Genomic DNA, 26,227 nt, shown 5'->3' with positions numbered 1-26,227 from the left:
GACTTGAAGACGATGACCGGATATCTCAGGCTCGGCGTCAACATCGACCATGTGGCGACCATCCGCAACGCCCGCGGCGGCGGTCACCCGGACCCCGTGCGCGCGGCCCGCGCCGCCGCCCAGGCCGGGGCCGACGGCATCACCGCCCACCTGCGCGAGGACCGGCGCCACATTTCCGACGACGACATGGCACGTCTCGTGGCGCAGATCGACCTGCCGCTCAACTTCGAGATGGCGGCGACGGAGGAAATGCTGGCCATCGCGCTGCGCCACAAGCCGCATGCCGCCTGCATCGTGCCGGAAAAGCGCGAGGAACGGACGACCGAAGGCGGCCTGGACGCCGCCGGCGGCATGGGGTCCCTGAAACCCTATGTCGACGCCCTGAACGCCGCCGGCATCCGCGTTTCCCTGTTCATCGAACCGGACCCCGTGCAATTGGACGCCGCCAAGGCCCTGGGCGCCCCCGTGGTCGAACTTCACACCGGCGCCTATTGCGAGGCCGGCCCGGCGACCCAGGCCGCGCAATTGCAGCGCGTGAGGGACGCGGCCGCCCATGCCGAGGCGATCGGCCTGGAGTGCCATGCCGGACACGGCCTGACCTTCGACACGGTCGGGCCGGTGGCGGCGATCGCCACCATCACCGAGTTGAACATCGGCCATTTCCTGATCGGCGAGGCGATTTTCGGCGGCCTGGAAAGCGCCATCAAGCGCATGCGCGCCCTCATGGACCAGGCCCGGGCCGAGGCCCTGGGCGAACGCTCCGCGTGACGCCGCCGGACCGCCCGCAGGCCAGGACACCGCGCCCATGATCATCGGCATCGGCACGGATCTGTGCGACATCCGCCGGATCGAGCGCACGCTGGATCGGTTCGGGGACCGTTTCGTCGACCGCCTGTTCGCCGAAGGTGAGCAGAAAAAGGCCTACCGCCGGCAGAATCCGGCGGCCTCCTTCGCCCAAAGCTTCGCCGCCAAGGAAGCCTGCGCCAAGGCGCTCGGCACCGGATTCCGCCTCGGCGTGTTCTGGAAGGACATGGTGGTCGCCAACCTGCCCACCGGCCAGCCCTACATGCTGATTACCGGGGGGGCCAAGGCGCGGCTCGACGCCCTGACGCCGCCCGGCCTGGTCGCCCAGGTCCACGTTTCCCAGACCGACGAATACCCCCTGGCCCACGCCATGGTGATCATTTCCGCGGTCCCCGGCCAGGAAGGCGCTTGACCTTTGCGCCCGACCCGCGTTTCATCCGCCCGCCGAAACCATCCGGCGGCCCAGCCATTCCTTCCAGGCACCACCCTAGGCATTTCACGGAAAAACAACATATGAGCGGCGACAAACCCGGCGGATTCTGGGACACCTTGAAAACGGTCGCCTACGCGATCGTGATCGCGCTGGTCGTACGCACCTTCGCGTACGAGCCCTTCAACATCCCGTCGGGCTCCATGCTGCCGACCCTGCTGATCGGCGACTACCTGTTCGTGTCCAAGCTTTCCTACGGGTATTCCAAACATTCGCTGCCGTTTTCCATGCCGCTGATTCCCGGGCGCATCTTTGAGGATACGCCGGCCCGCGGCGACGTCGTGGTGTTCAAGCTGCCGTCCGACAACAAGACGGATTTCATCAAGCGCATCGTCGGTCTGCCCGGTGACGAAATTCAGGTGACGGGCGGCATCCTGCACATCAACGGCACGCCGGTGACCCGCGAGCGCGTCGAGGATTTCGTCTCGACCGACGATTTCGGCACGACCCGGCGCGTGCCGCGTTTCGTCGAAACCCTGCCGAACGGGGTGAAGCACTTCATCCTGGAAGAAACGGACAACGACCCCATGGACAACACGCGGGTCTACAAGGTGCCCGCCGACATGTTCTTCGCCATGGGCGACAACCGCGACCGATCCAACGATTCGCGGTACGGCGACGTCGGGTTCATTCCCAAGGAAAACCTCGTGGGCCGCGCTGAGTTCCTGTTCTTCTCGACCCAAGGCTCCCTGTGGCGGCCTTGGCAATGGCCGTCGACGGTGCGCTTCGAGCGCATCTTCCAGGGCATTGAATGAGCGGCGGCAGCACATCCAAGCGCCATTCGGCCCTGCAGGACCGCCTGGGCCACCGTTTCGGCGATCCTGACCTTCTCACACAGGCCTTCAAGCATGCCTCGGGGCAGACGGAGCGCCTGAATTCCAACGAGCGCCTGGAATTCCTCGGCGACCGGGTGCTGGGGCTGGCCGTCTCGGCGTTGCTTTATGAGCGTTTTCCCGAGGAAAGCGAGGGCGAGCTCGGCTACCGCTTCACCGCCCTGGTGCGCAAGGACACCCTGGCCGCCGTGGCCCGCGATCTGGACCTGGCGTCCTGTCTGGCGCTGTCGCCCGGCGAAAAGGCGGCGGGCGGGCGGGACAACCCATCGATCCTGGCCGATGCCTGCGAGGCCGTGATCGGGGCCTTGTTCCTGGACGCCGGATACGACGTTGCCGCCGATTTCGTCAAACGCATGTGGACGCCCCTGGCCGACGCGCATACGGGGCCCCTGAAGGACGCCAAGACACGGCTTCAGGAACGCTGCCAGAAGAACGCTCTGCCGCTGCCGGTCTATGCGGTGACGGACCAGACCGGGCCGGACCACGCGCCGGTCTTCACCGTCACGGTAAGCGTCGCGGGGCGCGCGGACCAGACGGGGACGGGCAACGCCAAGCAAGAAGCCGAACAGGCCGCCGCCACGGCGATGCTGGACAACTGGGGAACAGAATGAACGAGACCAAGACCCGCGCCGGGTTCATCGCCATCCTGGGCGCGCCCAACGTCGGCAAGTCGACCCTGGTCAACCGCCTGGTGGGCGCCAAGGTCTCCATCGTCTCGCCCAAGGTGCAGACGACGCGGACCCGCGTGCTCGGCATCTTCATCGAAGGGCCGGCGCAGGTCATCCTGATCGACACGCCGGGCATTTTCGAGCCCAAGGGCCGGCTCGACCGGGCCATGGTCGCCGCCGCCTGGTCGGGCGCCCAGGACGCCGACGCCATCGCGCTGCTGATCGACGCCAAGGACGGCGTGGACAAACGCTCGCAGGCGATCATCGACAAGCTGATCCTGGGCGGACGCAAGGCCTATCTGATCCTCAACAAGATCGATCTGGTGGCCAAGCCCGTGCTGTTGTCCCTGGCCGGAAAATTAATGGATACAGGCGTCTTCACCGATTGCTTCATGGTTTCCGCCAACACGGGCGACGGCGTTTCCGACCTGGCCAAGGTATTCGCCGCCGCCGTGCCCGAGGGCCCGTGGCTCTATCCCGAGGACGAGATTTCCGACATGCCGGCGCGCCTGCTGGCGGCCGAGATCACGCGCGAGAAGCTGTTCCTGAAGCTGCATCAGGAACTGCCCTACAAGATCACCGTCGAGACCGAGGACTGGACGCAGAAGGCCGACGGCTCGGCCCATGTGCGCCAGGTCATCTATGTCGAGCGGGACAGCCAGAAGGGCATCGTGCTGGGCCGCCAGGGCGCCATGGTCAAGCAGATCGGCGCCGCCGCACGGGCCGAGTTGCAGGATCTTCTGGGCCATCCGGTGCATCTGTTCATCCACGTCAAGGTGCGCGGCAAATGGCAGGACGACCGCGAACGCTACGCCGAATGGGGCCTGGATTTCGATGCCTGATCAGGATCAATTTTCTGCGCCTGAAACGCGCAGGTAGGGCGTTCCGCCATGGAATGGCACGATAGAGGCTACATCCTGGCGACCCGCAAGCACGGCGAAAGCGCGCTGATCGTCAGCGCCCTGACGGAAACCCGGGGCCGCCAGACGGGCCTGGTGCGGGGCGGGGCGGGGCGGCGCAAGCGCGGTGGGTTGCAGGTCGGCAATCTGGTCACCCTCGATTGGCGCGGCCGCCTGCCGGAACATCTGGGCAGCCTGACGACGGAGGTTCTGGAGACCCCGGCGGCGGCGTTGATGAACTGCCCCGACGGCCTGGCGGCCCTCTCCGCCGCCTGTGCCGTGACCGAGGCCTTGCTGCCCGAGGGCGAGGACCATCCCGCGATCTTCCACGGCCTGGCGGCGTTGTTCGGGGTGCTCGACGACGCCGACGTCGGGTCCGCCTACGTGAAATGGGAAATGGGGGTGCTCGGCGAACTGGGGTTCGGGCTCGATCTCGCCGCCTGCGCCGCCACGGGCGAGACGGAAAACCTGACCTATGTCTCGCCCAAGACCGGGCGCGCCGTCTCGGCCGCCGCCGGCAAGCCCTATCATGGGCGCCTGCTGGCCCTGCCGGCGTTTCTGCTCAGCCCCGGGGCCGCCGAAACCCCGGCCGAGGTGGTCGACGGCCTGAAGCTGACCGGATACTTCCTGGAAAACCATGCCCTGGAAGGGCGGGCCGGGCGGCTGGCCGCCCGCGACCGACTGGTGGACCGCTTCCAGGCAAAAAAATAACCGACTTGTCGTCATCGGTGCATTGACCGCCCACCCCCTGAATGTACTATATCTGGTGCATGAATTCGGCCTTCCGTCCCAGATGCGCGGAAAACCTGCAATCTAAGGAATCCTTGCGATGACCGCGATCACCCCGCCCGGCGACTTCGGCGGCGACATCCGCGACACCCCGCTATCCCAGGCGCTGAGCGAGCGTTATCTGGCTTATGCCCTGTCGACCATCGTCTCGCGTTCGTTGCCCGACGTGCGCGACGGGCTCAAGCCCGTGCACCGGCGGCTGCTCTACGCCATGCGGCAACTGAAACTCGACCCGGCCACGGGCTATAAGAAATGTGCGCGCGTCGTCGGCGACGTGATGGGCAAGTACCACCCCCACGGCGACCTTGCGATCTATGACGCCCTGGTGCGTCTGGCCCAGGATTTCGCCGTGCGCTATCCGCTGGTCGACGGGCAGGGCAACTTCGGCAACATCGACGGCGATAACGCGGCCGCCATGCGTTACACGGAATCGCGCCTGACCGAGGTCGCCGCGGCGCTGCTCGACGGCATCGACGAGGACACGGTCGATTTCCGTGCCACCTACGACGGCGAGGAGTCGGAGCCCATCGTTCTGCCGGCAGCCTTCCCGAACCTGCTGGCCAACGGATCGACCGGCATCGCCGTCGGCATGGCGACCAACATCCCGCCGCACAACGCGGGCGAATTGTGCGACGCGCTGATCCACCTGATCAAGTTCCCCAATGCGACCTTCGACAAGCTGTGCGAATTCGTGCCCGGGCCCGATTTCCCGACCGGCGGCGTCCTGGTCGAAGACCACGCCGCCGTGGTCGAGGCATACCGCACGGGCCGGGGGGCGTTCCGCCTGCGCGCCAAATGGCAGGTCGAGGACCAGGGCCGCGGGCAGTACGAGATCGTCATCACGGAAATTCCCTATCAGATTCAGAAGGCCAAGCTGATCGAGCGCATCGCCGACCTGATCATCGGCAAGAAGCTGCCGATCTTGCAGGACGTGCGCGACGAATCGACGGAAGACGTGCGCATCGTGCTGGAGCCCAAGAGCCGCACGGTCGACGCCGAAACCTTGATGGAGCACCTGTTCCGCGAGACGGACCTGGAAATCCGTTTCAACATGAACATGAACGTGCTGGACGCCAACAACACGCCCGGCGTGATGTCCCTGCGCGATGTCTTGCAGGCGTTCCTCGACCATCGCCACAAGGTCCTGATCCGGCGCAAGAACTTCCGGCTGGAGAAGATCGAGCGGCGCATGGAGGTCCTGGGCGGGCTGCTGGTCGCGTTCCTCAACCTGGATGAGATCATCAAGATCATCCGCGAGGAGGACGAGCCCAAGACCGTGTTGATGAAGCGGTTCGATCTGACCGAGGTCCAGGCCAACGCGATTCTCGACATGCGTCTGCGCCAGTTGCGCAAATTGGAAGAGATCGAAATCCGGCGCGAGAACGAAGACCTGGGCAAGGAACGCGGCGCCATCAAGAAGCTGCTGAAGGACGAGGGCGAGCGTTGGAAGGCGATCGCCGCCGAAATCGCCGAGACCAAGAAGGCGTTCGGCCAGAAAACCGCGATCGGCGCCCGCCGCACGGAAATCGCCGGCCCGCCGACCGCCGTCGTGGTGCCCCTGGACGCCATGATCGAGAAGGAACCGATCACCGTCGTTCTGTCGGAAAAAGGCTGGATCCGCGCCCTCAAGGGCCATGTCGAGCCGGGCACGGAGGTCAAGTTCAAGGACGGCGACAACCTGAAGTTCATGGTCCACGGACAAAGCACGGACAAATTTCTGGTGTTCGCCACCAACGGGCGGTTCTACACGCTGGCCGGCGACAAGCTGCCGGGCGGGCGCGGGCACGGCGAGCCCGTGCGCCTGATGGTCGATATCCCGAACGGCCACGATCCGATCTGGCTGCAGGTCTATCAGACCGGCAAGAAATACGTCGTGGCGTCGGACAAGGGGCGCGGCTTCATCGTGCCGTCCGACGACCTGATGGCCCAGACCAAGAACGGCAAGCAGGTCCTGAACCTGGGCACGGGCGAAGAGGCCGCCGCCATCGCGGAAGTGATGGAGGGCGCCGACGCCGTCGCCGTGGTCGGCGAGAACCGCAAGCTTTTGATCTTCCCCATCGATGAACTGCCGGAAATGGGCCGCGGCAAGGGCGTGATCCTGCAACGCTACAACAAGGGCGGGCTGGCCGACGTCACCACCATGCGCACGGCCGAGGGCCTGACCTGGCGGTCGGGCGGCCAGCGCACGGAGCCGGAATACCATCAATGGATGGGCAAGCGGGCGCAAGCGGGCCTGGTCGTGCCCAAGGGATTTCCGCGCTCGGGCACTTTCGGACGGGACTAGACCGGCGGACGGGACTAGCCGTCGGATTTTGCCATGAAGTCGTCGAAGTTCCGCCAGCCGGCCGCCGTGTGAACCTCGAGCGGGCGGAACCGCGCCTTGTAGGACATCTTGTTGCAGCCCTCGATCCAGAACCCCAGGTAGACATAGGGCAGGCCGAGGCGCTTGGCCTCGTCGATCAGCCACAGAATCATGTAGGTGCCCATGCCCCGGCGCGGCTGTTCCGGGTCGAAATAGCTGTAGACCGCGGACAGGCCGTCGCCCAGGCGGTCGGCCAGCATGGCCCCCGTCAGCGTGCCGTCACCGTCGCGGTAGGTGATCAGGCCGGTGTCGATGGGGGTGTCCTCGATCAACGCCTGATAATCGAGGTAATCCATCTTGGACATGTCGCCGCCGGAATGGCGCGACGCCTGATAGCGTTGGAACAGGCGGTATTGTTCCTGGCTGGCGGCCGGTTGCGCCATGCGTGCCGACAAGTCCGTGTTGGCTTTCAAAATCCGCTTCATGGACGGGCGCAGGTCGAAGCCGTCGACGGCGATGCGCACGGCCTTGCAGGCGTCGCAGCCAGGACAGGCCGGGGCATAGACGATGCCGTGGGACCGGCGGAAGCCGGCATAGGACAATTGATCGTGCAGGCGGGTCGCGTCGCGCCCAAACAGTTCCGTGACCACGCGCCGCTCGACCCGGTCCGGCAGGTACGGACAGGGCAGGGGCGCCGTCGCGAAAAAGAACCGCGTGTCGGATATGGGTTTGTGGCGCATCTCGTGTCCCCGTGCCTCCGGTCACGCCGCCCGTGCGTCGACCGTCCGGAACCTACTGTGACTTAATATCGCCGCGGATTTCAAGGTTGATCCCAGGCAGCGCCGGTGCGGCCGGTTGCGCGGGCCGGGCCGGAACGACCCCGCCGGGCGCGGGCAACTGGATGCCTTCGGGCGCCAGCTTCGGCGCGGGGGTGGCGGCCCCGCCGTCCTCTTGGCGCTGCTGACGCTTGATCTCGTTGAGGCCGGGCAGGGCTTCGTTCTCACGCTCTTTCCTGGCTTTTTCCTCGGCGTCCTTTTCGGCCTTTTCCTTTTCCGCCTCACGGCCGGTGCCGCGCAGCAGAATGATCGACAGCCGCCGGTTGGACGGGTGCTTGGGGTCCTCGGCGATCAGGGGGTCCGTCGCCGCCTTGCCGACGACGCGCTTGATCCGTGCATCGGGCACCCCGAATCCTTCAAGGGCGCGGCGCGCCGAATTGGCGCGGTCCGACGACAGTTCCCAGTTGCCGTAGTCCTGGCCGGAAAACGGGGTCGCGTCCGTATGCCCGGAAATCGAAATGTCCTGGGGCATCGACAGGATGACCTTGGACACCAGTTCCAGCAGGCGTTCCGTATGCAGGAACATCTTGGAAGACCCCGACGGGAACATGGCCAGACCGTCTCGGTCGATCAACTGAATGCGCAGACCTTCGGGCGTGTTGTCGACCAACAGGCTGTTCTTCAGCTGACGCATCTGCGGCACGCTTTCCAGCGTCTTTTGCAACTCTTCCTGGGCGTCCTCGAAGGCTTCCTGTTCCTTCTTTGCGGCCTGGGCCTCGACGTCTTCCTCGGTCGGCTTGGCCTTGGATTCCGCCTCGCCCTCGGACAGGTCGCCGCCGGTGCCGGCCTTGGGCGGCGGCAGATCGACGGTGACGCTGTCGCGCGCCGTGGCGTTCGAGGAAATGCCTTCCTCGGTAATGGTCTTGCCTTGCAGGATGTCGCCGGATCCGCTGGTCGTCTGCGACGTGGACACCGGCGCGAAGTAGTTGGAAATGCCTTCGAGGGATTCCTGGGTGACCGAGTTCAACAGCCACAGCAGCAGGAAGAACGCCATCATGGCGGTCACGAAGTCGGCGTAGGCGATTTTCCACGCGCCGCCGTGATGGCCGTGTCCGCCCTTCTTGATCTTCTTGATGATGATCGGTTGTTTTGCGGCTTCGTCCGCCATCAGGCCCTTCCTATGGGGTCCGTACCGTTTCGGCCGTGCGCGCCGCCGTGGTCATGGACGTCCTTACGTCCGGCGGCAGGGGGGGTGATCGTCACGACGCCGCAGGCAGGTTGGTGACCATTTCCTCGACCTCGGCAAAGGTCGGCCGCAGACCATGCGCCAGCGTCTTGCGCGCGAATTCCACGGACACCTGCGGGGCGTAACCCTGCATGTGGCCGACCAGCGCGATCTTGATGCAGTTCAGGTAGGCGGCGTCGGCGTTGTAGGTGTTGTTCAGCGAAGCCGCGATCGGCGCCATGAACCCATAGGCGAAGAAAATCCCGCTGAACGTCCCGACCAGAGCCGCGGCGATCAGGTTGCCGAGAACTTCCGGCGGTTCGGTGATCGAGCCCATGGTCACGATGACGCCCAGCACGGCGGCGACGATGCCGAGCGCCGGGGTCGCGTCGGCCATGCTCTGCCAGGCGCCGGAGATGGCGTGCAGTTCCTCGTGATGCTTTTCCAGTTCGGCATCCATGACCGATTCGATTTCATGCGGGTTGGAGGCCCCGAGCGTCAGCAGGCGCAGGTAGTCGCACAGAAACTCGATCGCATGGTGATCGGCATGAAACAGCGGGAAATTGGCGAACAGCGTGCTCTCGTCCGGCTTTTCCACATGCGCTTCAAGCGCCAGGTCGCCCTTGGTCTTGGCCAGACGGAACACCGAATAGAGGCAACCGAGAAGTTCTTCATAATGTTCGCGGCTGTAGGTGGGGCCTTTCATAATGGTCTTGAAGGACCCCATCACGCCCTTGATGACCGGTTTCGGGTTGCCCGTGACGAAGGCCCCGATGGCGCCGCCGAAGATGATGATGAATTCAAGCGGCTGCCAAAGCACGGCGAAGCTGCCGTGGACGCCATAGGCACCGAACACGGACACCAGCACAACCAATGAGCCTACGATAAACAGCATTCAGCAGTCTCCAAGAGCACGGGTCCGCGCCGACGCCGCTTCGCGGTCTCTAACGCACGGGGGAAAAGCTATCGTCCTATCGTCCCAAAATACAAGCATTTCTCGTACCGAAGCGCCATAAGCCAAAAGGATTAATTCAAAGAGCCACGCCCTCATTGAACGTCAAATTGATTGGTAATTGGTAAAGGCTTGCCAGCCCTTCCCCAGGCGACGTATTCAAGACGTCATCCGCATACACATGCCAGCATCCTTGGGGGAACGATTCGGCCGCCGACATGGTTGATCAAATTGCATTCAGAAACGCCTTGGCCTGTTTTGCCTCGGGCGTCACGGTTGTCACCGCGCCCGGTGACGGGCAGGGGCCCGTCGGCGTGACCGTCAGCGCCTTCTGCTCGCTGTCTCTCGACCCGCCCTTGATCCTGGTCTGTTTGGACAATCGCACCGGCTGCATCGCCCAATTTCTGGAATCCGGCGCCGGCTTCACGGTCAATGTCCTGGCCGCCGACCAACACGCCCTGTCTGACGCTTTCGCCGGACCGCAAACCTTCGACCTGCACGGGCATGGATTCAAGGCGGGTGCAACCGGCGCGCCGGTCCTGGACGGTGTGGCGGCGGCGCTGGCCTGCCACACCCATGCAATTCATGACGGCGGCGACCATCGTATCGTGGTTGGCCGCGTGGCGGACGTGCAGGTGGCCCGCGACAAGGCCCCCTTGATCTATTTTCAAAGCTCATACCGTGGGTTAAGTGAGCGAATCTAAGTACCAGTTTTTATACAATTTTCCCATCGTTCGCGCGGTGGCGGCGCAGCTTGTCGGCGGAATCGCGACCGTGGCCGCCATGGCGGTTCTGCGCAACCTCGGCTGGCCGGCACCGCCGGCGACGCTTTGCATCATCTGGGGAGCGGCGGCGGCGGTGGCGACCCTGCCCATGGGGCTGGCCCGCTGGTGGCTGCCGGTTCAGGCCGTTGCCCCGGTTCTGCTCTGGATCGTGCTCGGCCTGCAGCCGCCGGGGTGGGTGTTTCCCGCCGTGTTCGCCGTACTGCTCGCCGTCTATTGGAACGCCGTGGGTGAAGGGGTTCCCCTCTACCTGTCCAACGCCAAGACCTGGCGCGCCGTTGAAAAACTGCTGCCGAAGCGGCCCGGCATCCGCATGGCCGATCTGGGCAGTGGGCTCGGCGGAACACTCTGGCATCTCGCCGATGCGCGGCCCGACGCCGCCTTCGAAGGCTTCGAGACAGCCCCCTTGGTTTATCTCGCGACCCGTCTGCGTCAATTCACGCAGCCGCGGATGAACCTGCGAATCCGCTTTCTGTCCCTTTGGCGGGCGGATTTAAGGGATTTCGATGTCGTCTATTGTTTCCTGTCACCCGTGCCCATGGCCCGCCTGTACGCCAAGGCCCGGCAGGAAATGAAGCCCGGCAGTCTGTTCATCTCCAACAGCTTCGCCGTGCCGGACGTGGAGCCGGACGAGATCGTCGAGGTCGACGACAGCCGACGCACCCGGCTATTGGTGTTCAGGATGTAGGCGGAAAGGCAACCGGACTTAGTCCTTGCGGTTCGACAGAACCCGGGTCTGGAACCCGGCATTGCACAGGGCCTCGACGATCGCGCGCGCATGTTCCGCGTCGATGGTTTCGATCACCACGTCCAATTCCGTGTCGCGGATCGGGCCGTCGGTGAACAGGCGCTGGTGATAGACCTCCAGGATATTGCCGCCCAGACCGCCGATCAGACCGGCCACCTCGGACAGCATGCCCGGACGGTCGCTCATGCCGATGCGCAGACTGACCATGCGCCCGCCGCGCACCAGGCCGCGCAACAGCACGTTCGACAGCAGGCGGGAATCGATGTTGCCGCCGGAAATCACGATACCGACCTTCTTGCCCTTGTATTTGCCGTCGCCGGCCAAAAGGGCCGCGACCCCGGCCGCCCCGGCGCCCTCGGCGACGATGCGCTGGCCCTCGGCCAGGGCCAGGACGGCGGCTTCGATCTCGTCCTCGCCCAGAACGGCGATGTCCTTGACGTGGTCGGCGATGATCGGCCGGGTGATCTCACCCGGCGTCTTCACGGCGATGCCCTCGGCGATGGTGGTGCCGGCGCCGGTCGAGGCCTCGCCGTTCAGGGCCTGCGCCATCGAAGGGTAGAGCGCCGTCTGCGCGCCGACCATCTCGATCCCCGGGTTGATGGCATGGGCCGCGATGGCGCAGCCGGCCATCAGGCCGCCGCCGCCGATCGGCACGATCAGGGTGTCCAGGTCGGGCACATCTTCGAGAAACTCCAGCGCCACCGTACCCTGACCGGCGATCACGTGCGGGTCGTCGAAGGGGGCGATGAACAATTTGCCGGTTTCCTCGGCATGGGCCAGGGCGGCATCCCGGGCGGCGTTGAAATCAATGCCTTCGAGGACGACCTTGGCGCCCAGGTCCTCGGTCCGCCCCACCTTGGTGAAGGGGGTGCCTTCGGGCATGTAGATGGTCGCCGCGATGCCGAGCCGCCCGGCGTGATAGGCCACACCCTGAGCGTGGTTTCCGGCCGAGGCGGCGACGACGCCGCGCGCGCGCTCGTCATCCGACAGGCTGCCCAGCTTGATCCCGGCGCCGCGCACCTTGAACGAGCCCGTGACCTGCAGGTTCTCCAGCTTCAGATAGACCTCGGCGCCGGTCGCCCGCGACAGCCGGCGCACCGGCAGGGCCGGGGTGCGAATGATCTCGCCCTGCAATTGGCGGGCGGCGTCGCGGATGGCATCTATGGTCACGGTCATGGCACGGGTTCCGTTACGGAAAGTGAAGCCGCCGTTCTACACGCTTGTTCAATCTTTTGGCAGGATTTTCAGAACGTCGCCTGCCTCGGACGGGATGGCTTCAAGGGTCAGGGTTTGACCGTCCCGCCAAGCCGCGGCCAAATCGCGGTAACGCGGGCTGAGCGGATTTCCCGACTGACCCGTCGCGATGACGAAGCGGGAGCCGTCCAGGTCGCTCAAATCCATCAGGGCGCGCAGCCCCGCGCCATGGCGATGGGCGAAGGGCGCATCCGAGCGCCCCAGCCACATGGCGCCCCGGTTGAGGGTGTCGTTGCCGCCGTCCGTCGCGACCTCGACCGCCGTCCAATCGCGCAGCAGGGGCATGTGCCGGAACACGGGATGTTCAAACCGGGCGACATGCACATCGCCCCAAAGCGCCGTGCGGCCCAACTCCCGGTCCAGGCCCATGAGATCGCGGGCTGTCTGATCCAGGGCGCGGACGACCGCGTCGGCGCAGGTTTCGATCCTGTCCGCCGTCGCCCGGTCGTCGCACCATGACTGCCCGGCCGTCAGGGCGCGGACCACGGCCTGAATGCGCAGACCGTGCCAGCGGTCGATCAGGTCGCCCAGGTCGTCGGCGAAGATTGCCTGCTTGAGATTGAGGGCGAAGAACATGAAAGCGAGGGGCGCGCGCTGCCGTCGGTCCATGGCGCCGTCCCAGCGTTCCAGCGCGCGGACCAGGGACCGGCGGGCGGCAACGTCGTCCAATTGCGCCAGGGCGAAGGCCAACAGTTCCTCGGCCCCGGCGGAATGGATGTCCATCTGGGGGGCGATCGGGTCGGGCCGGTCGCCGGCCAGCAGATCGGCCAGCCGCCGGGCGCGGAAGGGCGGCGGCCAGTCGGCGGCGATGGCGAAGGGAAAACCCGGGGGCGTGACCTTGTTGTTGGCGTTCAACAGCACGCCGCCCGGCGGATCGGCATAGCGCGGCATCACCGCGGGGTCGAGATAACCGTCGTGCCCCACGGGCCCCTGCATGCGGACCAGCGGCACCGCGCCGCCGCCGCGTTTGCGTTTCGGGAGGCGCCCCGCCGTGATCATGCCGATCTCGCCCGCCCGGGTCGCGTACAGGACGTTCTGCACCGGGGCGTGAAACCGGCGCAGGGCCGCCGCGACGTCGGCCTTGGTCTTGGCCGCGTTGAGGGCCAGGAGCGCTTCCGGCGTCTGGTCGCCCGCTTCCAGATAGGGGGCGGACAGGGTCACCGGACGGCCGCCGGCGTCGGTGATGACGGGGCCGTCGGGGGTTTCCAGAACCGTCAGGGTTTCCGGCGCGCGGTCCCGCACCGTGATGACTTCGTTGCGAACGCGGAATTCGGCGGTGCCGCCGTCCGCATCCGTGCGGTAGGCGCCGGGCTTCTCGGCCGGGGTCTCGACGATCAGGTCTTCCGTATCCGCCCCCGTGGTCGTGAACCCCCAGGCGACATGGCCGTTGTGGCCGATCACCAGGAACGGCACGCCGGGCACGGTCGCCCCGGCCAGCACGCCGTCCGGGGTTTCCAGGCGCGCCAGATACCACAGGATCGGCGCCTGGAATTCCAGATGCGGGTCGTTGGCCAGGAACGGCTTGCCGGTTGACGTGCGCATCCCCGAAAGCGCCCAGGCGTTGGAGGCCGTGCCCGGCGCGCCCACGCTCTGCGGGTCCCAGTCCATGGCGGGAAAGGCGGCTAGGCCGCTGCCGCCGCCGGACATGCCCGGAAAGGCGGTCGGCGCGTCGCCGGGGTAGGGCGGCCAGAGGAAATTCACCTGTTCCGGCGAAAGTCTGGCCAGCATGTCGAGGCGCAGGCGTTCCGTCCGCCAATTGCCGGCCAGACGCAGGGCCATCAGCTTGCCCCAGACCAGGCTGTCGGCGGGCCGCCAGGGTTCGGGCGTGTGGCGGAGCGCGAGGAATTCGACCGTGCGCGGCCAGGATGTTTCCTTGATCCAGGCGTTGACCCCGGCGGCATAGGCGTCGAGCCGCTTTTTCAGGGCGGGCGAGGCCGCCTTCGCCTGCGCCTCGGCCAGCCGGTGGATTCCCAGACGGCGCATGTAACGGTCCATGTCGAGCGCCGGCGCGCCCAGCATCTCCGCCAGCCGCCCGGCCCCCGCGCGGCGCATCAATTCCATCTGGAAAAACCGATCCTGGGCATGGACGAAGCCCAGGGCGAAAAAGGCGCTGTCCCCGTCACCGGCGCGGATGCGCGGCACGCCGTGGCTGTCGCGGGTGACCGTCACGGGCGCCGGAAGGCCCGCGAGTTTCAGGGTTCCCGACGTCTTGGCGAAGGTCGGGGCGAGCAGGGCCGCGCCGCCGCCGACCAGCGCCACGGCCAGCGCCAGGCCCCAGACTTTCAGCCCGCGCAGCCGCACGGCGGGCCTTTCGGGCCGGAAATTTTCGCCCGCCCGCATTGCGGGGGGTAAATCTTGGCGTTATACATCGCGCGACACCAAACTTGCGCCGGCCCCCGGTTTCCGGGCGCGCCGGACGTTCCCTTCCATCGCTGAGACGCCCACAATAAGGCGCGACCAACAAAAGGAAACAGACATGTCCGGACCCTTGAGCGGCCTTCGGGTTTTCGATCTGACCCGCATCCTGGCGGGCCCCTCCTGCACGCAGATTCTCGGTGACCTGGGCGCCGACGTGATCAAGGTGGAAATCCCCGGCAAGGGCGACGACACGCGCGGCTTCGTCCCGCCCTACCTGAAGGACGGCGACGGCAACGACACGGACCAGAGCGCCTATTTCACCTGCGCCAACCGCAACAAGCGCTCCATCACCTTGGACCTGACCAAGCCCGAAGGCATCGAGCTGGCCAAGAAGATGATCGCCAAGTCCGACGTGCTGGTGGAGAACTTCAAGACCGGCGGCCTCGCCAAATACGGTCTGGGATATGATCAGCTGAAGGACGACAACCCGGGTCTGGTCTATTGCTCGGTGACCGGCTTCGGCCATACCGGCCCCTACGCCAACCGCCCCGGATACGACGTGCTGATTCAGGGCATGGGCGGCTTCATGAGCGTGACCGGGGAGCCCGACGGCGATCCGCAGAAGGCCGGCATCCCCATTTCCGACCTGATCGCCGGCATGTACGCGGCGGTCGGCATCAACGCCGCCCTGCGCCACCGCGAAGTCACCGGCGAGGGCCAGCACATCGACATCGGCATGCTGGACACCACCGCCGCCATCCTGTCGATCCAGGGGGCGAACTTCCTGGCCACCGGCCAGAACCCGCCGCGCCTGGGCAACGCGCACCCCAACATCGTGCCTTACCAGTCGTTCCCGACCGCCGACGGCGACATCATCCTGGCCGTCGGCAATGACGGCCAGTTCCAGCGGTTCTGCAAGGTCGCGGGCTGTGAGCATCTGGCGGAAGATGCGAAATTCGCGACCAACGCGGGGCGCGTGTCCAACCGGGACGAGATCGTCGCCCTTCTGAAGCCGATCGTCGCGTCCAAGCCGTCGGCGTTCTGGCTGACCGAACTGGAAAAGAACAACGTCAGCTGCGGGCCCATCAACCGCCTGGACCAGGTGTTTTCCGATCCGCAGTTCCTCGCCCGCGGCATGCGGCTCGACATGCCGCACCCGAAGACCGGCAGCAAGCCGGTCAGCATGGTCGCGAGCCCGCTGAAGTTCTCCAAGTCGCAGGTCGACTACCGCATGGCGCCGCCGGTTCTGGGCCAGCATTCGGAAGAGGTTCTGGGCGAGGTCCTGGGCCTCAGCGCCGACGAGGTCGCCGGCCTGCGCGACCGCGGCGTGATCTGACGCATCGGCGGGCGGGGAAGGGCGGTCGCATGGAACGCAAATCCTTCCTCGGCCGCACGGCCCTCGGCGCCTTTCACGAGGTCGTCTATTGGCAATGGGGCCCGGCCGACGGCCCCGTGCTGCTCTGCGTTCACGGCCTGACCCGCAACGGCCGGGATTTCGACGCGGTGGCCGAACGGTTCTCGGACCGCTGGCGCGTCGTCTGCCCCGACATCGTCGGGCGCGGCGACAGCGGCCGTCTGGCCGACCCCCTGCAATACGGCTATCCCCAGTATCTTGCCGACCTGACGGCCCTGATCGCGCGCCTCGACGTGGACCGGGTTGCCTGGCTCGGCACCTCCATGGGGGCGTTGCTGGGCATGATCATGGCGGCGGGGGCGGGAACGCCCGTGGAACGTCTGCTGATGAACGACGCCGGGCCGGTGGTGACCAAGGACTCCCTGCAACGCATCGCCGCCTACCTGGGCACGGCGCCGGATTTCGCCGATTTGGCCGAGGCCGAGGCCTACATCCGCCAGGTCCACGCGCCGTTCGGCCCCCTGACCGACGCACAATGGGCACATCTCGCCCGCCATAGCGTGCGGCAGGCGCCCGGTGGGCGGCTGGTGCTGAAATACGACCCCGGCTTGGCCAAACCGTTTCAGGGCGCGGTCGACAACGATCTGGTGCTGTGGCCCGTGTGGGACGCGATCCGCTGCCCGGTCACCGTGATCCGGGGGGCCCAGTCGGACCTGTTGCGCGCCGATACCCTGGCGGAAATGCAGGGGCGGGGCCCCAAAACCACGGTCCACGAAATTCCCGGCGTCGGCCATGCCCCGGCCTTGATGGACGATGCCCAACTGGATCTGGTCGCGGACTGGCTCTCGGCCTGAGCCGGCCCGAATTTATTCAGCGGACACATACCTTTGTCTGTATTGAAAGTCGTCGGGCCGGCGAATACTATGCAGCCACATCAGGGATCGGTCAGACGCATTTTCGCGCAAGACCGCCGGAAATCTGGGAGTGCCGATAATGGCTGAAGTTCAGGCTGTAAACTCGTCCCGCGCGCTGCGCGAAGCGGAAACCCGCGAACTGGCAACGCATCCGGGCGAGGATCTGGAAGATTTCGTGACCTTCCGGGTCAAGAAACAACTGTTCGGCATTCCCGTGCTGATGGTTCAGGACATTCTGTCGCCGGACCGCATCGCCTCGATCCCCCTGGCGCCGCCGGAAGTGCGCGGCTCCATCAACCTGCGTGGCCGCATCGTCACCGTCATCGACGTGCGCGTGCGCCTCGGCCTGCCGACCAGCACGGAAGCCTCGGAAAACGCCATGGCGGTAACGGTGGAGCATGACCACGAACTCTACACCCTGCTGGTCGACAGCATCGGCGACGTGGTTAGCCTGTCCAACGACCTGTACGAGCGCAATCCGGCGACCCTTGATTCCCTGTGGCGCGAATTCGCCAACGGGATCTATCGCCTGAAGGGCGAGTTGATGGTGGTGCTCGATGTGCACCGCCTGCTGAATATCAACGTCCGGCTTTAGAAAACGGTCTTCCGTTACCCGCGCAGCAGGCGTGCGACGTCCAGGGCCGCATAGGTCAGGATCGCGTCGGCGCCCGCGCGCTTGAACGCCATCATGGTCTCCAGCAGCACCTTGTCGTAATCGAGCCAGCCGGCGTCGCCCGCCCCACGCAACATCGCGTATTCGCCCGATACGTTGTAGACGAAGGTCGGCATGCGGAACTCTTCCTTCACCATGCGCACCACGTCCAGATAGGGCAGGCCCGGCTTGACCATGACCATGTCGGCCCCTTCCTCGACGTCGAGGGTGACCTCCCACATCGCTTCGTCGACGTTGGCCGGGTTCATCTGATAGGTCGCCTTGTCGCCCTTCAAGGCCCCCTTGGAGCCGACGGCGTCGCGGAACGGCCCGTAAAAGCCGGACGCGTACTTGGCCGCATAGGCCAGCACGGAGACGTCCTGGCGGCCCGCGTCGTCCAGGGCGTCGCGGATCGCGGCGACGCGCCCGTCCATCATGTCCGAGGGGGCGATGATGTCGCAGCCCGCCTCGGCCTGAACCAGGGACTGCTTGACCAGGATCTCGACCGTTTCGTCGTTGAGGATGATCCCGTCCTGCACCAGGCCGTCGTGGCCGTCGGAATTGAAGGGATCGAGCGCCACGTCGCAGATCACCCCGACATCCGGCGCGGCGGCCTTGGCGGCGCGCACGGCGCGGCACACCAGGTTGTCCGGGTTGTAGGCTTCCTTGGCGTCCGGGGTTTTCAGGCTGTCGTCCGTGTAGGGAAACAACGCCACAGCGGGAATGCCCAGCTCGCGGGCTTCCGTCACCGCGCCCGCCAAAAGATCGACGGACAGGCGCTCGACGCCCGGCATCGACGGGATGGGTTCGCGCTTGTTCGCGCCCTCGACCACGAACACCGGCCAGATCAGATCGTCCGTGGACAGCTTATGTTCGGCGACCAGCCGCCGGATCCAGGGTTCACGCCGGTTGCGGCGCATGCGCTTGCGGGGAAATATGGACACGGGCGGTTGCTTCCAATGAGGGGTCAGGTCAGCCAACAGGCCTGGACGGAGCCGACAAAATCCCTTGGGCCCGGGGTAAAGTCAACGTTTCTTGGCACCCCTTGGCCCCGGCTTCGGGGGATTGGTCCCTTTACCCGATCCGGGATTTGCCTTACGTTTACGTAAACGGAAACTATAACGATACTTGGGAACGGAAACACCATCGTGCCGGACGACAGACTTCCCGCCGCCGGGTCGAAACAGACCCCGGGCGCCGCCAGCAAGGGGCCGCTGCACCCGGTGCGGTTCGTCACCGCCGCCGCCCTGTTCGACGGCCATGACGCCGCCATCAACATCATGCGCCGCATCCTGCAAGCGCAGGGGGCCGAGGTCATTCACCTGGGCCACAACCGCGCCGTCGACGAAGTGGTGACCGCCGCCATCCAGGAAGACGCCCACGGCATTGCCGTCTCAAGCTATCAGGGCGGTCATGTGGAATACTTCAAGTACATGATCGACCTGCTGCGCCAGCGCGGCCGCCCCGACATCGCCGTGTTCGGCGGCGGCGGCGGCGTCATCGTCGCCGATGAGGTCCGCGATCTGGAAGCCTATGGCGTGACCCGCGTGTATTCGCCCGAGGACGGCCGGCGTCTGGGCTTGCAGGGCATGATCGCCGACATGATCCAGACGGCGCGGCGCGACCTGTCCGCCGACCTGCCCAAGGACCTGAGCGGCCTCAAGGCCGGCGACGCGGCCGATCTGGCGCGCGTCGTCACGGCGATCGAGGACGGCCGCCTGCCCAAGGGCCTGCTGAACGACATTCACGCCGCCGCCGAGGCCCGCGATACCGTTCCGGTACTGGGCATCACGGGCACGGGTGGGGCGGGCAAATCGTCGCTGACGGACGAAATCGTGCGGCGTTTCCGCTTTGGCTCGGGCGAACCGCGCATCGCCGTCGTCGCCATCGACCCGACCCGGCGCAAGACCGGCGGGGCGCTGCTGGGCGACCGCATCCGCATGAACGCCAACAACGCGCCCAACGTGTTCTTCCGCTCCCTGGCCACGCGCGACGCCAAGACCGAGGTCCCGCCGGCGCTCGCCGACATCATCGCCGCCGTGAAGGCGTCCGGCGCCGACATCGTCATCATCGAAACGCCGGGGATCGGGCAGGGGGACGCGGGCATCGTGCCGTTCTGCGACGTCTCGCTCTACGTCATGACGCCCGAGTTCGGCGCCGCCAGCCAGCTTGAGAAGATCGACATGCTGGATTTCGCCGACGTCATCGTGATCAACAAAATGGACCGCAAGGGGGCCATGGACGCGCTGCGCGACGTGCGCAAGCAGGTTCAGCGCAACCGCGAGGCCTTCGCCGCAAAGCCCGACGACATGCCCGTGTTCGGCGCGATTGCCTCCAGATTCAACGACACCGGCGTAACGGCGGTCTATCAGGAACTGTTGAGCCAATTCGCGGCCAAGGGCTTTCCGGAGTTGCCGCACCTGCTGCCGGCGGTGGACAGCAAGGCGTCGGAGCCGGGCCAAGCCATCGTGCCGCCGGACCGCCAACGCTATCTGGCCGAAATCGCCCAGGAAGTTCGCGGCTACCTGTCCCATGCCGAGGATCAGGCGCGCATCGCCCGGGCCCGCCAGCAGGCCCGGGAAACGGCCCGCATGCTGGAGGAAAACGGCAAAAATATCAGTGATATACGCGAGCTGGCTGACTCAAAATCCAAGGAACTGAGCGCCGAGGCCCATGCCCTTTTGGACGCCTGGCCGGAAACCCGCGCCGCCTATTCCGGCGACGAGATGGCGGTCACCGTGCGCGACCGGGAAATCCGCAACGCGCTGACCCGCACGACGCTCTCCGGCAACACGATCCGCCGCGTCAGCCTGCCGAAATATGAAGATCACGGCGAACTGCTTAGATGGCTGATGCGGGAGAATTTGCCGGGTTATTTTCCCTACACGGCCGGCGTGTTCCCCTTCAAGCGGACCGAGGAAGATCCGACCCGCATGTTCGCGGGCGAGGGCGACCCCAAGCGCACCAACGCCCGGTTCAAGTACCTGTCCAAGGAATCCGAGGCCAAGCGCCTGTCGACGGCCTTCGATTCCGTGACGCTCTACGGGTTCGATCCGGACGAACGCCCGGACATCTACGGCAAGGTGGGCAATTCCGGCGTTTCCATCGCGACGCTGCACGACATGGCCGAACTTTACGACGGCTTCGACCTCTGCGCGCCCACGACCTCCGTTTCCATGACCATCAACGGCCCGGCGCCGACCATCCTGGCCATGTTCCTCAACACGGCGATCAACCAGCAACTGGCCAAGTTCGAAGCCGACAAGGGCCGGGTTCCCGACGAAACCGAGGCGGCGGAGATTCGCGCCTGGACGCTCGCCAACGTGCGCGGCACGGTGCAGGCGGACATCCTCAAGGAAGACCAGGGCCAGAACACCTGCATCTTCTCGACCGAATTCGCGCTGCGCATGATGGCCGATATCCAGGCCTATTTCGTCGAACACAAGGTGCGGAACTTCTATTCCGTGTCGATTTCCGGCTATCACATCGCCGAGGCGGGGGCGAACCCGATCTCGCAGCTGGCCTTCACGCTCGCCAATGGCTTCACCTTCGTCGAGGCCTACCTCGCGCGCGGCATGAAGATCGACGATTTCGCGCCCAACCTGTCGTTCTTTTTCTCCAACGGCATGGACCCGGAATACACGGTCATGGGCCGGGTCGCGCGGCGCATCTGGGCGGTCGCGATGCGGGAACGCTATGGCGCCAACGACCGCTCGCAGAAGCTCAAATACCATATCCAGACCTCGGGGCGCTCGCTGCACGCCCAGGAAATGGATTTCAACGACATCCGCACCACCTTGCAGGCGCTGATCGCCGTCTACGACAACTGCAATTCACTGCACACCAACGCCTTCGACGAGGCCTTCACCACCCCGACCGAGGACAGTCTGCGCCGGGCCATCGCCATCCAGATGGTGATCAACAAGGAATGGGGCCTGGCGAAGAACGAGAATCCCAACCAGGGCGCCTTCGTCATCGACGAGCTGACCGACCTGGTGGAAGAGGCGGTGCTGCGGGAGTTCGAGCGCATTTCCGAGCGCGGCGGGGTGCTCGGCGCCATGGAAACGGGTTACCAGCGCGGCAAGATCCAAGAGGAATCCCTACACTACGAAACCCTGAAGCACGACGGCAGTCTGCCCATCGTCGGCGTCAACACCTTCCTCAACCCTAATCCGGACGCGGGCTTGGCCGAACCGCCGTTGCAGCGATCCTCGGAAGAAGAAAAACAGAATCAAATCAAAAGGCTGCGGGCGTTTCACGATGCACGGCGCGAGGACGCCCAGGCGGCGCTCGCCGACCTGAAGGCCGCCGCCGCGTCGGACGGCAACCTGTTTGCCGCCTTGATGGAAGCCGTGAAATCGTGTTCCCTGGGCCAGATAACGGACGCGTTGTTCGACGCGGGCGGACAGTACCGCCGAAACATGTAGCCGGACCGGCCTGAACGGTCGCCTCCGGCCGGTGGAAAAAGGGCTCTGGCTTGGCCACGCAAGACGACGTTTACCTGCCGGAAGTGCTGTTCGAATTCCAGCCCAAGGGACGCTATGTGCGGGTCACCGCCATCGATCCGCGCACCGGAGTCGAAGTCATCTCCATCTGCGACGCCAAGTATTCCCAAGCGATGGTTCAGCGCCTGGCCGTCCGCAAGCTCAAATACGTGCTGCGCAAACGCCGCGCCCAGGTCATGGGCACGGGCCGGACCGGGCGCACGGACCTGCTGGCCTGAACATTGCCGGGGAACAATTCGGCGCTTGATTTTCACGGCCGATTTTTCCACATGTTGCGCGCTGGCCCAAGATTTCTACATCTGGAGCGGCGCAGAGCCCTTGTGTTCGTGTAGCGGCAAGAATCGAGATGTGGTATCACTGCCGCCGGACGAACGCAGCCTTCCAAAAGCCCTAGGTGGACACCCGTGAGCACCAAACCCATCGCCATCGCCTGCGATCACGCCGGCTTCGCCCTGAAAACCGACCTGCTGAAGCAGCTCGCCGACATGGGCCACGAGGTCCTGGACCTCGGCACCAATTCCGAGGACTCGGTCGATTATCCCGATTTCGGCTTCGCCATGGCCCGGGCCATCCGCGACGGCAAGGCCGACTTAGGCGTTCTGGTCTGCGGCTCCGGCATCGGCATCTCCATGGCCGCCAACCGCTATCCGGAAGTCCGCGCCGCGCTGATTCACGACGCGCTGGGTGCCCGCATGTGCCGCCAGCACAACGACGCCAACGTGATCTGTTTCGGCGGCCGCATGATCGGCGCCGAAACGGCCAAGGATTGCCTCAAGATATTCCTGGAAACCGACTTCGAAGGCGGCCGCCACGGCCGCCGCGTGGACAAGCTGTCCACGCCGGCCTGAGGCCGCCCGCCATACCGCCTGAACATCCGCGCCCGCCGCCAAGACGTCCGGGCGCCGCAACCGAAATTCTAAGGACCGAGAACCCGCCATGCCCGACGCCGATACCCCGAAATACGCCGATCCGTCCCTCAACCGCTTCTTCGAAGCGCCGTTGTCCGAGACCGACCCCGAGCTTTACGCCGCCGAACGCGCCGAACTGAAGCGCCAGCAGGACAAGATCGAGCTGATCGCCTCGGAAAACATCGTGTCCCGCGCGGTCATGGAAGCCCAGGGCGGCGTCATGACCAACAAGTACGCCGAGGGCTATCCCGGGCGGCGTTACTACGGCGGCTGCGAATTCGTCGACGTCGCGGAAACGCTCGCCATCGAGCGGGCCAAGAAGTTGTTCGGCTGCGGCTTCGCCAACGTGCAGCCCCATTCCGGCGCGCAGGCCAACGGCGCCGTCATGCTGGCCCTGGTCAAGCCGGGCGAGACCATCATGGGCATGTCGCTGGCCGCCGGCGGGCACCTGACCCACGGCGCGCCGCCCGCCATGTCGGGCAAGTGGTTCGACGCCGTGCAGTACGGCGTGCGCAAGCAGGACGCCCGCGTCGACTTCGACGAGGTCGAGGAACTGGCCATGGAACACAAGCCCAAGGTCATCATCGCGGGCGGCTCGGCCTATCCCCGCACCCTGGATTTCCCCAAGTTCCGCGAGATCTGCGACAAGGTCGGCGCCCTTTTGATGGTCGACATGGCCCATTTCGCGGGCCTGGTCGCCGCCGGCGTGCATCCGAGCCCGTTTCCCCATGCGGACATCGCCACCACGACGACCCACAAGACGCTGCGCGGGCCGCGCGGCGGCATGATCCTGACCAACGACGAGGCGATCGCCAAGAAGATCAATTCAGCCGTGTTCCCGGGCCTTCAGGGCGGGCCGCTGATGCATGTCATCGCCGCCAAGGCGGTTGCCTTCGGCGAGGCCCTGCGCCCCGAATTCAAGGACTATTCGGCGCGCGTCGTCGCCAATGCGCGGGTACTGGCGGAAACGCTGGTTTCGCGCGGCTTCGACATCGTGGCCGGCGGCACGGACACGCATCTGATGTTGGTCGACATGCGCGCCAAGGGACTGACCGGGGTCGTGGCCGAGGCCGCCCTGGAAAATGCCCGCATGACCTGTAACAAGAACGGCGTGCCGTTCGATCCGGAAAAGCCGACGGTGACCTCGGGCATCCGGCTCGGCACACCGGCGGGCACCACGCGCGGCTTCGGCGAGGCTGAATTCCGCGAAATCGGCAACCTGATCGCCGACGTGCTGGACGGCGTCGCCGCCAATCCGGACGACAACTCGGCGGCGGAAGCCAAGGCGGCCGAAGCCGTGGGCCGGCTGTGCCGGGATTTTCCGATCTATTCGAACATCTAGGCCGGTAACGGCTTGTTTAGAACCGAACGGGTACAACATACAAAATATTGGGGAGAACTGACCGATGCGGTGCCCATTCTGCGGACATGACGATTCTCAGGTAAAGGATTCCCGGCCGACGGACGACGGCTCGGCGGTCCGCCGCCGACGTTTCTGCCCGGCCTGCGGCGCGCGCTGGACGACCTTCGAGCGGGTCCAACTGCGCGAACTGGTGGTCGTCAAGAAGGACGGGGAGAAGACTCCCTTCGACCGCGACAAGCTGTCGCGCTCCCTGCACATCGCGCTGCGCAAACGCCCGGTCGACGAGGACCGGATAGAGCGCATCGTCAATTCCATCCAGCGCCGCCTGGAAACCCTGGGGGAGAACGAAATCCCCTCCAAGGTGGTCGGTGAAATGGTCATGGAAAACCTGGCCAACCTGGATCAGGTCGCCTACGTGCGCTTCGCCTCCGTCTATCGAAACTTCCGCGAGGCCAAGGATTTCGAGGCCTTCGTCGAGAACTTAAGTGGCGAAGACGACTAACACATTCACCAATCACGACCGCCGGTTCATGGCCATGGCGCTCGGGCTCGCCCGGCGCGGGCTGGGTAATGCCTGGCCCAATCCGGCCGTCGGCTGCGTCCTGGTCCGCCCAGACCTTGAGGGTGGCCGGGACGGCGGCGGGCGCGTGGTCGGGCGCGGCTGGACCCAGCCCGGCGGACGGCCCCATGCCGAAACGGAAGCCCTGGCGCGGGCAGGAGACCTTGCCCGGGGCGCCACGGCCTATGTAACGCTGGAGCCCTGCTGCCACACCGGCAAGACCGGGCCCTGCACGGAGGCCCTCATCAAGGCCGGCGTCGGCCGCGTGGTCGTCGCCGTGGGCGACCCGGACCCCCGCGTGGCGGGGCAGGGCATCGCCGCCCTGGAGGCGGCCGGCATAGCGGTCGCCCAGGGCCTGGACGAAACCCGCGCCCGGGAAGTCAACGCCGGCTATTTCACGCGCGCCCAATCGGGCCGCCCGCTGGTCCTGCTGAAGGCCGCGTCCAGCCTGGACGGCCGCATCGCCGCCGTCGGCGGGGACAGCAAATGGGTGACCTCCGACGCCGCCCGAGCGCGCGGCCATCTGATGCGCGCGCAATCCGACGCCATCCTGGTCGGCATCGGCACGGTGTTGGCCGACGATCCGGAACTGACCTGCCGCCTGCCGGGAATGGAAGCCAGCTCGCCCGCGCGGGTGGTGCTCGACACGCACCTGAAGACCCCGCCAAATGGCAAGCTGGCGGCCTCGGCCAAGGATGTGCCTCTGTGGATCGTTACGGTTCCGGATTATTCGCCCGAAGCCGCGAAAGAGCTGGAGAAAACGGGAGCCCAGGTAGTCCGCGTCGCCGCCGGCGACGACGGCAGGCCGGACCCGGTGGCGGTTCTGTCCGCTCTCGCCCGGGCCGGAATCACGCGGCTGCTGATCGAGGGCGGCGGCACCGTCGCGGCCACGTTCCTGAAGGCCGGGCTGGTCGATCGCCTGGCCTGGTTCCATGCCCCCGTGGTGGTCGGCAGCGACGGCGTGCCGGCGGTCGCCCCGCTGTCGGTCGCGACCATGAGCGACGCGCTGCGCTTCGAGCGCCTGTCCATGGAACTGGTCGGCGACGACATCCTGGAAATACTGGCGGTTCGGCCCCGTCCGGCGTAAGAAGC

Annotated in this window: 24 protein-coding genes; 18 read left to right on the top strand and 6 right to left on the bottom strand. The window is 65.9% G+C overall.

What is annotated here, in order from left to right; genetic code table 11:
- Nucleotides 1-12: 12 nt before the first annotated feature.
- The 7 genes from RJ527_16820 to parC all read left to right on the top strand — a co-directional run bounded on the left by RJ527_16820 (nucleotide 13) and on the right by parC (nucleotide 6,767).
- Nucleotides 13-768, top strand: coding sequence for a pyridoxine 5'-phosphate synthase (locus RJ527_16820; GenBank protein ID WND75682.1), 756 nt, complete (start codon nucleotides 13-15; stop codon nucleotides 766-768).
- Between the two features lie 37 nt (nucleotides 769-805).
- The gene (acpS, locus tag RJ527_16815) at nucleotides 806-1,216 is read left to right on the top strand and encodes a holo-ACP synthase (protein ID WND75681.1); all 411 of its coding nucleotides are present in this window, start codon (nucleotides 806-808) and stop codon (nucleotides 1,214-1,216) included.
- Nucleotides 1,217-1,317: 101 nt separating this feature from the next.
- On the top strand, nucleotides 1,318-2,049 hold the full coding sequence (gene lepB / locus RJ527_16810; protein ID WND75680.1) for a signal peptidase I: 732 nt from the start codon (nucleotides 1,318-1,320) through the stop codon (nucleotides 2,047-2,049).
- Nucleotides 2,046-2,738 (top strand): ribonuclease III, encoded by a 693-nt coding sequence (gene rnc, locus RJ527_16805; GenBank protein WND75679.1) that lies wholly within the window; start codon nucleotides 2,046-2,048, stop codon nucleotides 2,736-2,738. Before lepB ends, rnc begins: the two co-directional genes overlap by 4 nt.
- Nucleotides 2,735-3,637: a GTPase Era gene (gene era, locus RJ527_16800; GenBank protein WND75678.1), complete on the top strand. Its 903-nt coding sequence runs from the start codon at nucleotides 2,735-2,737 to the stop codon at nucleotides 3,635-3,637. The genes rnc and era overlap by 4 nt, the downstream gene beginning before the upstream one ends.
- A gap of 48 nt (nucleotides 3,638-3,685) precedes the next feature.
- Nucleotides 3,686-4,405 (top strand): DNA repair protein RecO, encoded by a 720-nt coding sequence (gene recO, locus RJ527_16795; protein WND75677.1) that lies wholly within the window; start codon nucleotides 3,686-3,688, stop codon nucleotides 4,403-4,405.
- A gap of 118 nt (nucleotides 4,406-4,523) precedes the next feature.
- Nucleotides 4,524-6,767: a DNA topoisomerase IV subunit A gene (parC, locus tag RJ527_16790; protein ID WND75676.1), complete on the top strand. Its 2,244-nt coding sequence runs from the start codon at nucleotides 4,524-4,526 to the stop codon at nucleotides 6,765-6,767.
- A gap of 14 nt (nucleotides 6,768-6,781) precedes the next feature.
- Here the strand turns inward: parC and RJ527_16785 are convergent, their stop codons facing one another.
- The 3 genes from RJ527_16785 to motA form a co-directional block, all read right to left on the bottom strand.
- A complete protein-coding gene (locus RJ527_16785) occupies nucleotides 6,782-7,525 on the bottom strand; it encodes an arginyltransferase (GenBank protein ID WND75675.1) in 744 nt (247 codons plus the stop codon).
- Nucleotides 7,526-7,577: 52 nt separating this feature from the next.
- Nucleotides 7,578-8,729 (bottom strand): flagellar motor protein MotB, encoded by a 1,152-nt coding sequence (locus tag RJ527_16780; protein ID WND75674.1) that lies wholly within the window; start codon nucleotides 8,727-8,729, stop codon nucleotides 7,578-7,580.
- Nucleotides 8,730-8,820: 91 nt separating this feature from the next.
- The gene (gene motA, locus RJ527_16775) at nucleotides 8,821-9,681 is read right to left on the bottom strand and encodes a flagellar motor stator protein MotA (protein ID WND75673.1); all 861 of its coding nucleotides are present in this window, start codon (nucleotides 9,679-9,681) and stop codon (nucleotides 8,821-8,823) included.
- A 275-nt stretch (nucleotides 9,682-9,956) separates the two neighbouring features.
- Here motA and RJ527_16770 point away from each other — a divergent pair, with 275 nt between their 5' ends.
- Both RJ527_16770 and RJ527_16765 read left to right on the top strand, forming a co-directional pair.
- Nucleotides 9,957-10,442 (top strand): flavin reductase family protein, encoded by a 486-nt coding sequence (locus tag RJ527_16770; protein WND75672.1) that lies wholly within the window; start codon nucleotides 9,957-9,959, stop codon nucleotides 10,440-10,442.
- On the top strand, nucleotides 10,429-11,208 hold the full coding sequence (locus tag RJ527_16765) for a class I SAM-dependent methyltransferase (protein ID WND75671.1): 780 nt from the start codon (nucleotides 10,429-10,431) through the stop codon (nucleotides 11,206-11,208). Before RJ527_16770 ends, RJ527_16765 begins: the two co-directional genes overlap by 14 nt.
- A gap of 18 nt (nucleotides 11,209-11,226) precedes the next feature.
- On the opposite strand, the gene RJ527_16760 is transcribed toward RJ527_16765, so the two are convergent.
- Both RJ527_16760 and RJ527_16755 read right to left on the bottom strand, forming a co-directional pair.
- Nucleotides 11,227-12,444, bottom strand: coding sequence for a threonine ammonia-lyase (locus RJ527_16760; protein ID WND75670.1), 1,218 nt, complete (start codon nucleotides 12,442-12,444; stop codon nucleotides 11,227-11,229).
- A 48-nt stretch (nucleotides 12,445-12,492) separates the two neighbouring features.
- Nucleotides 12,493-14,862, bottom strand: a complete 2,370-nt coding sequence (locus RJ527_16755) for a penicillin acylase family protein (protein WND75669.1) — start codon at nucleotides 14,860-14,862, stop codon at nucleotides 12,493-12,495.
- Nucleotides 14,863-14,998: 136 nt separating this feature from the next.
- Between RJ527_16755 and RJ527_16750 the strand changes: the two genes are divergently transcribed.
- The 3 genes from RJ527_16750 (at nucleotide 14,999) to RJ527_16740 (ending at nucleotide 17,743) form a co-directional block, all read left to right on the top strand.
- Nucleotides 14,999-16,216: a CaiB/BaiF CoA-transferase family protein gene (locus tag RJ527_16750; protein WND75668.1), complete on the top strand. Its 1,218-nt coding sequence runs from the start codon at nucleotides 14,999-15,001 to the stop codon at nucleotides 16,214-16,216.
- Between the two features lie 29 nt (nucleotides 16,217-16,245).
- The gene (locus RJ527_16745; GenBank protein ID WND75667.1) at nucleotides 16,246-17,088 is read left to right on the top strand and encodes an alpha/beta hydrolase; all 843 of its coding nucleotides are present in this window, start codon (nucleotides 16,246-16,248) and stop codon (nucleotides 17,086-17,088) included.
- Between the two features lie 139 nt (nucleotides 17,089-17,227).
- Nucleotides 17,228-17,743, top strand: a complete 516-nt coding sequence (locus tag RJ527_16740) for a chemotaxis protein CheW (protein WND75666.1) — start codon at nucleotides 17,228-17,230, stop codon at nucleotides 17,741-17,743.
- Between the two features lie 14 nt (nucleotides 17,744-17,757).
- On the opposite strand, the gene hemB is transcribed toward RJ527_16740, so the two are convergent.
- The gene (gene hemB / locus RJ527_16735) at nucleotides 17,758-18,720 is read right to left on the bottom strand and encodes a porphobilinogen synthase (protein WND78077.1); all 963 of its coding nucleotides are present in this window, start codon (nucleotides 18,718-18,720) and stop codon (nucleotides 17,758-17,760) included.
- A gap of 228 nt (nucleotides 18,721-18,948) precedes the next feature.
- On the opposite strand from hemB, the gene RJ527_16730 reads away from it, so the two are divergent.
- The 6 genes from RJ527_16730 (at nucleotide 18,949) to ribD (ending at nucleotide 26,222) form a co-directional block, all read left to right on the top strand.
- Nucleotides 18,949-22,227 carry a methylmalonyl-CoA mutase family protein gene (locus RJ527_16730; GenBank protein ID WND75665.1) on the top strand — a complete coding sequence of 1,093 codons (3,279 nt, stop codon included), beginning with the start codon at nucleotides 18,949-18,951 and terminating at the stop codon, nucleotides 22,225-22,227.
- Nucleotides 22,228-22,277: 50 nt separating this feature from the next.
- Nucleotides 22,278-22,523, top strand: coding sequence for a hypothetical protein (locus tag RJ527_16725; protein ID WND75664.1), 246 nt, complete (start codon nucleotides 22,278-22,280; stop codon nucleotides 22,521-22,523).
- Between the two features lie 186 nt (nucleotides 22,524-22,709).
- Nucleotides 22,710-23,153, top strand: a complete 444-nt coding sequence (rpiB, locus tag RJ527_16720) for a ribose 5-phosphate isomerase B (protein ID WND75663.1) — start codon at nucleotides 22,710-22,712, stop codon at nucleotides 23,151-23,153.
- Between the two features lie 88 nt (nucleotides 23,154-23,241).
- Nucleotides 23,242-24,555, top strand: a complete 1,314-nt coding sequence (gene glyA, locus RJ527_16715) for a serine hydroxymethyltransferase (GenBank protein ID WND75662.1) — start codon at nucleotides 23,242-23,244, stop codon at nucleotides 24,553-24,555.
- A 64-nt stretch (nucleotides 24,556-24,619) separates the two neighbouring features.
- Nucleotides 24,620-25,078: a transcriptional regulator NrdR gene (nrdR, locus tag RJ527_16710; GenBank protein ID WND75661.1), complete on the top strand. Its 459-nt coding sequence runs from the start codon at nucleotides 24,620-24,622 to the stop codon at nucleotides 25,076-25,078.
- The gene (gene ribD, locus RJ527_16705) at nucleotides 25,062-26,222 is read left to right on the top strand and encodes a bifunctional diaminohydroxyphosphoribosylaminopyrimidine deaminase/5-amino-6-(5-phosphoribosylamino)uracil reductase RibD (GenBank protein WND75660.1); all 1,161 of its coding nucleotides are present in this window, start codon (nucleotides 25,062-25,064) and stop codon (nucleotides 26,220-26,222) included. Before nrdR ends, ribD begins: the two co-directional genes overlap by 17 nt.
- The last annotated feature ends 5 nt before the right edge of the window (nucleotides 26,223-26,227 follow it).

It is taken from the genome of Thalassospiraceae bacterium LMO-SO8, assembly GCA_031655335.1.
Taxonomy (GTDB): Bacteria; Pseudomonadota; Alphaproteobacteria; order Rhodospirillales; family Casp-alpha2; genus UBA1479.
Note: the sequence above shows the minus strand (reverse complement) of the source record. Positions and strands in the feature narration are given on the sequence as shown.

Coding starts and splice junctions, on each gene's coding strand:
- RJ527_16820 (WND75682.1), top strand. CDS start 13: ATGACCGGATATCTCAGGCTCGGCGTCAACATCGACCATGTGGCGACC.
- acpS (WND75681.1), top strand. CDS start 806: ATGATCATCGGCATCGGCACGGATCTGTGCGACATCCGCCGGATCGAG.
- lepB (WND75680.1), top strand. CDS start 1,318: ATGAGCGGCGACAAACCCGGCGGATTCTGGGACACCTTGAAAACGGTC.
- rnc (WND75679.1), top strand. CDS start 2,046: ATGAGCGGCGGCAGCACATCCAAGCGCCATTCGGCCCTGCAGGACCGC.
- era (WND75678.1), top strand. CDS start 2,735: ATGAACGAGACCAAGACCCGCGCCGGGTTCATCGCCATCCTGGGCGCG.
- recO (WND75677.1), top strand. CDS start 3,686: ATGGAATGGCACGATAGAGGCTACATCCTGGCGACCCGCAAGCACGGC.
- parC (WND75676.1), top strand. CDS start 4,524: ATGACCGCGATCACCCCGCCCGGCGACTTCGGCGGCGACATCCGCGAC.
- RJ527_16785 (WND75675.1), bottom strand. CDS start 7,525: ATGCGCCACAAACCCATATCCGACACGCGGTTCTTTTTCGCGACGGCG.
- RJ527_16780 (WND75674.1), bottom strand. CDS start 8,729: ATGGCGGACGAAGCCGCAAAACAACCGATCATCATCAAGAAGATCAAG.
- motA (WND75673.1), bottom strand. CDS start 9,681: ATGCTGTTTATCGTAGGCTCATTGGTTGTGCTGGTGTCCGTGTTCGGT.
- RJ527_16770 (WND75672.1), top strand. CDS start 9,957: ATGGTTGATCAAATTGCATTCAGAAACGCCTTGGCCTGTTTTGCCTCG.
- RJ527_16760 (WND75670.1), bottom strand. CDS start 12,444: ATGACCGTGACCATAGATGCCATCCGCGACGCCGCCCGCCAATTGCAG.
- RJ527_16755 (WND75669.1), bottom strand. CDS start 14,862: ATGCGGGCGGGCGAAAATTTCCGGCCCGAAAGGCCCGCCGTGCGGCTG.
- RJ527_16750 (WND75668.1), top strand. CDS start 14,999: ATGTCCGGACCCTTGAGCGGCCTTCGGGTTTTCGATCTGACCCGCATC.
- RJ527_16745 (WND75667.1), top strand. CDS start 16,246: ATGGAACGCAAATCCTTCCTCGGCCGCACGGCCCTCGGCGCCTTTCAC.
- RJ527_16740 (WND75666.1), top strand. CDS start 17,228: ATGGCTGAAGTTCAGGCTGTAAACTCGTCCCGCGCGCTGCGCGAAGCG.
- hemB (WND78077.1), bottom strand. CDS start 18,720: ATGCGCCGCAACCGGCGTGAACCCTGGATCCGGCGGCTGGTCGCCGAA.
- glyA (WND75662.1), top strand. CDS start 23,242: ATGCCCGACGCCGATACCCCGAAATACGCCGATCCGTCCCTCAACCGC.
- nrdR (WND75661.1), top strand. CDS start 24,620: ATGCGGTGCCCATTCTGCGGACATGACGATTCTCAGGTAAAGGATTCC.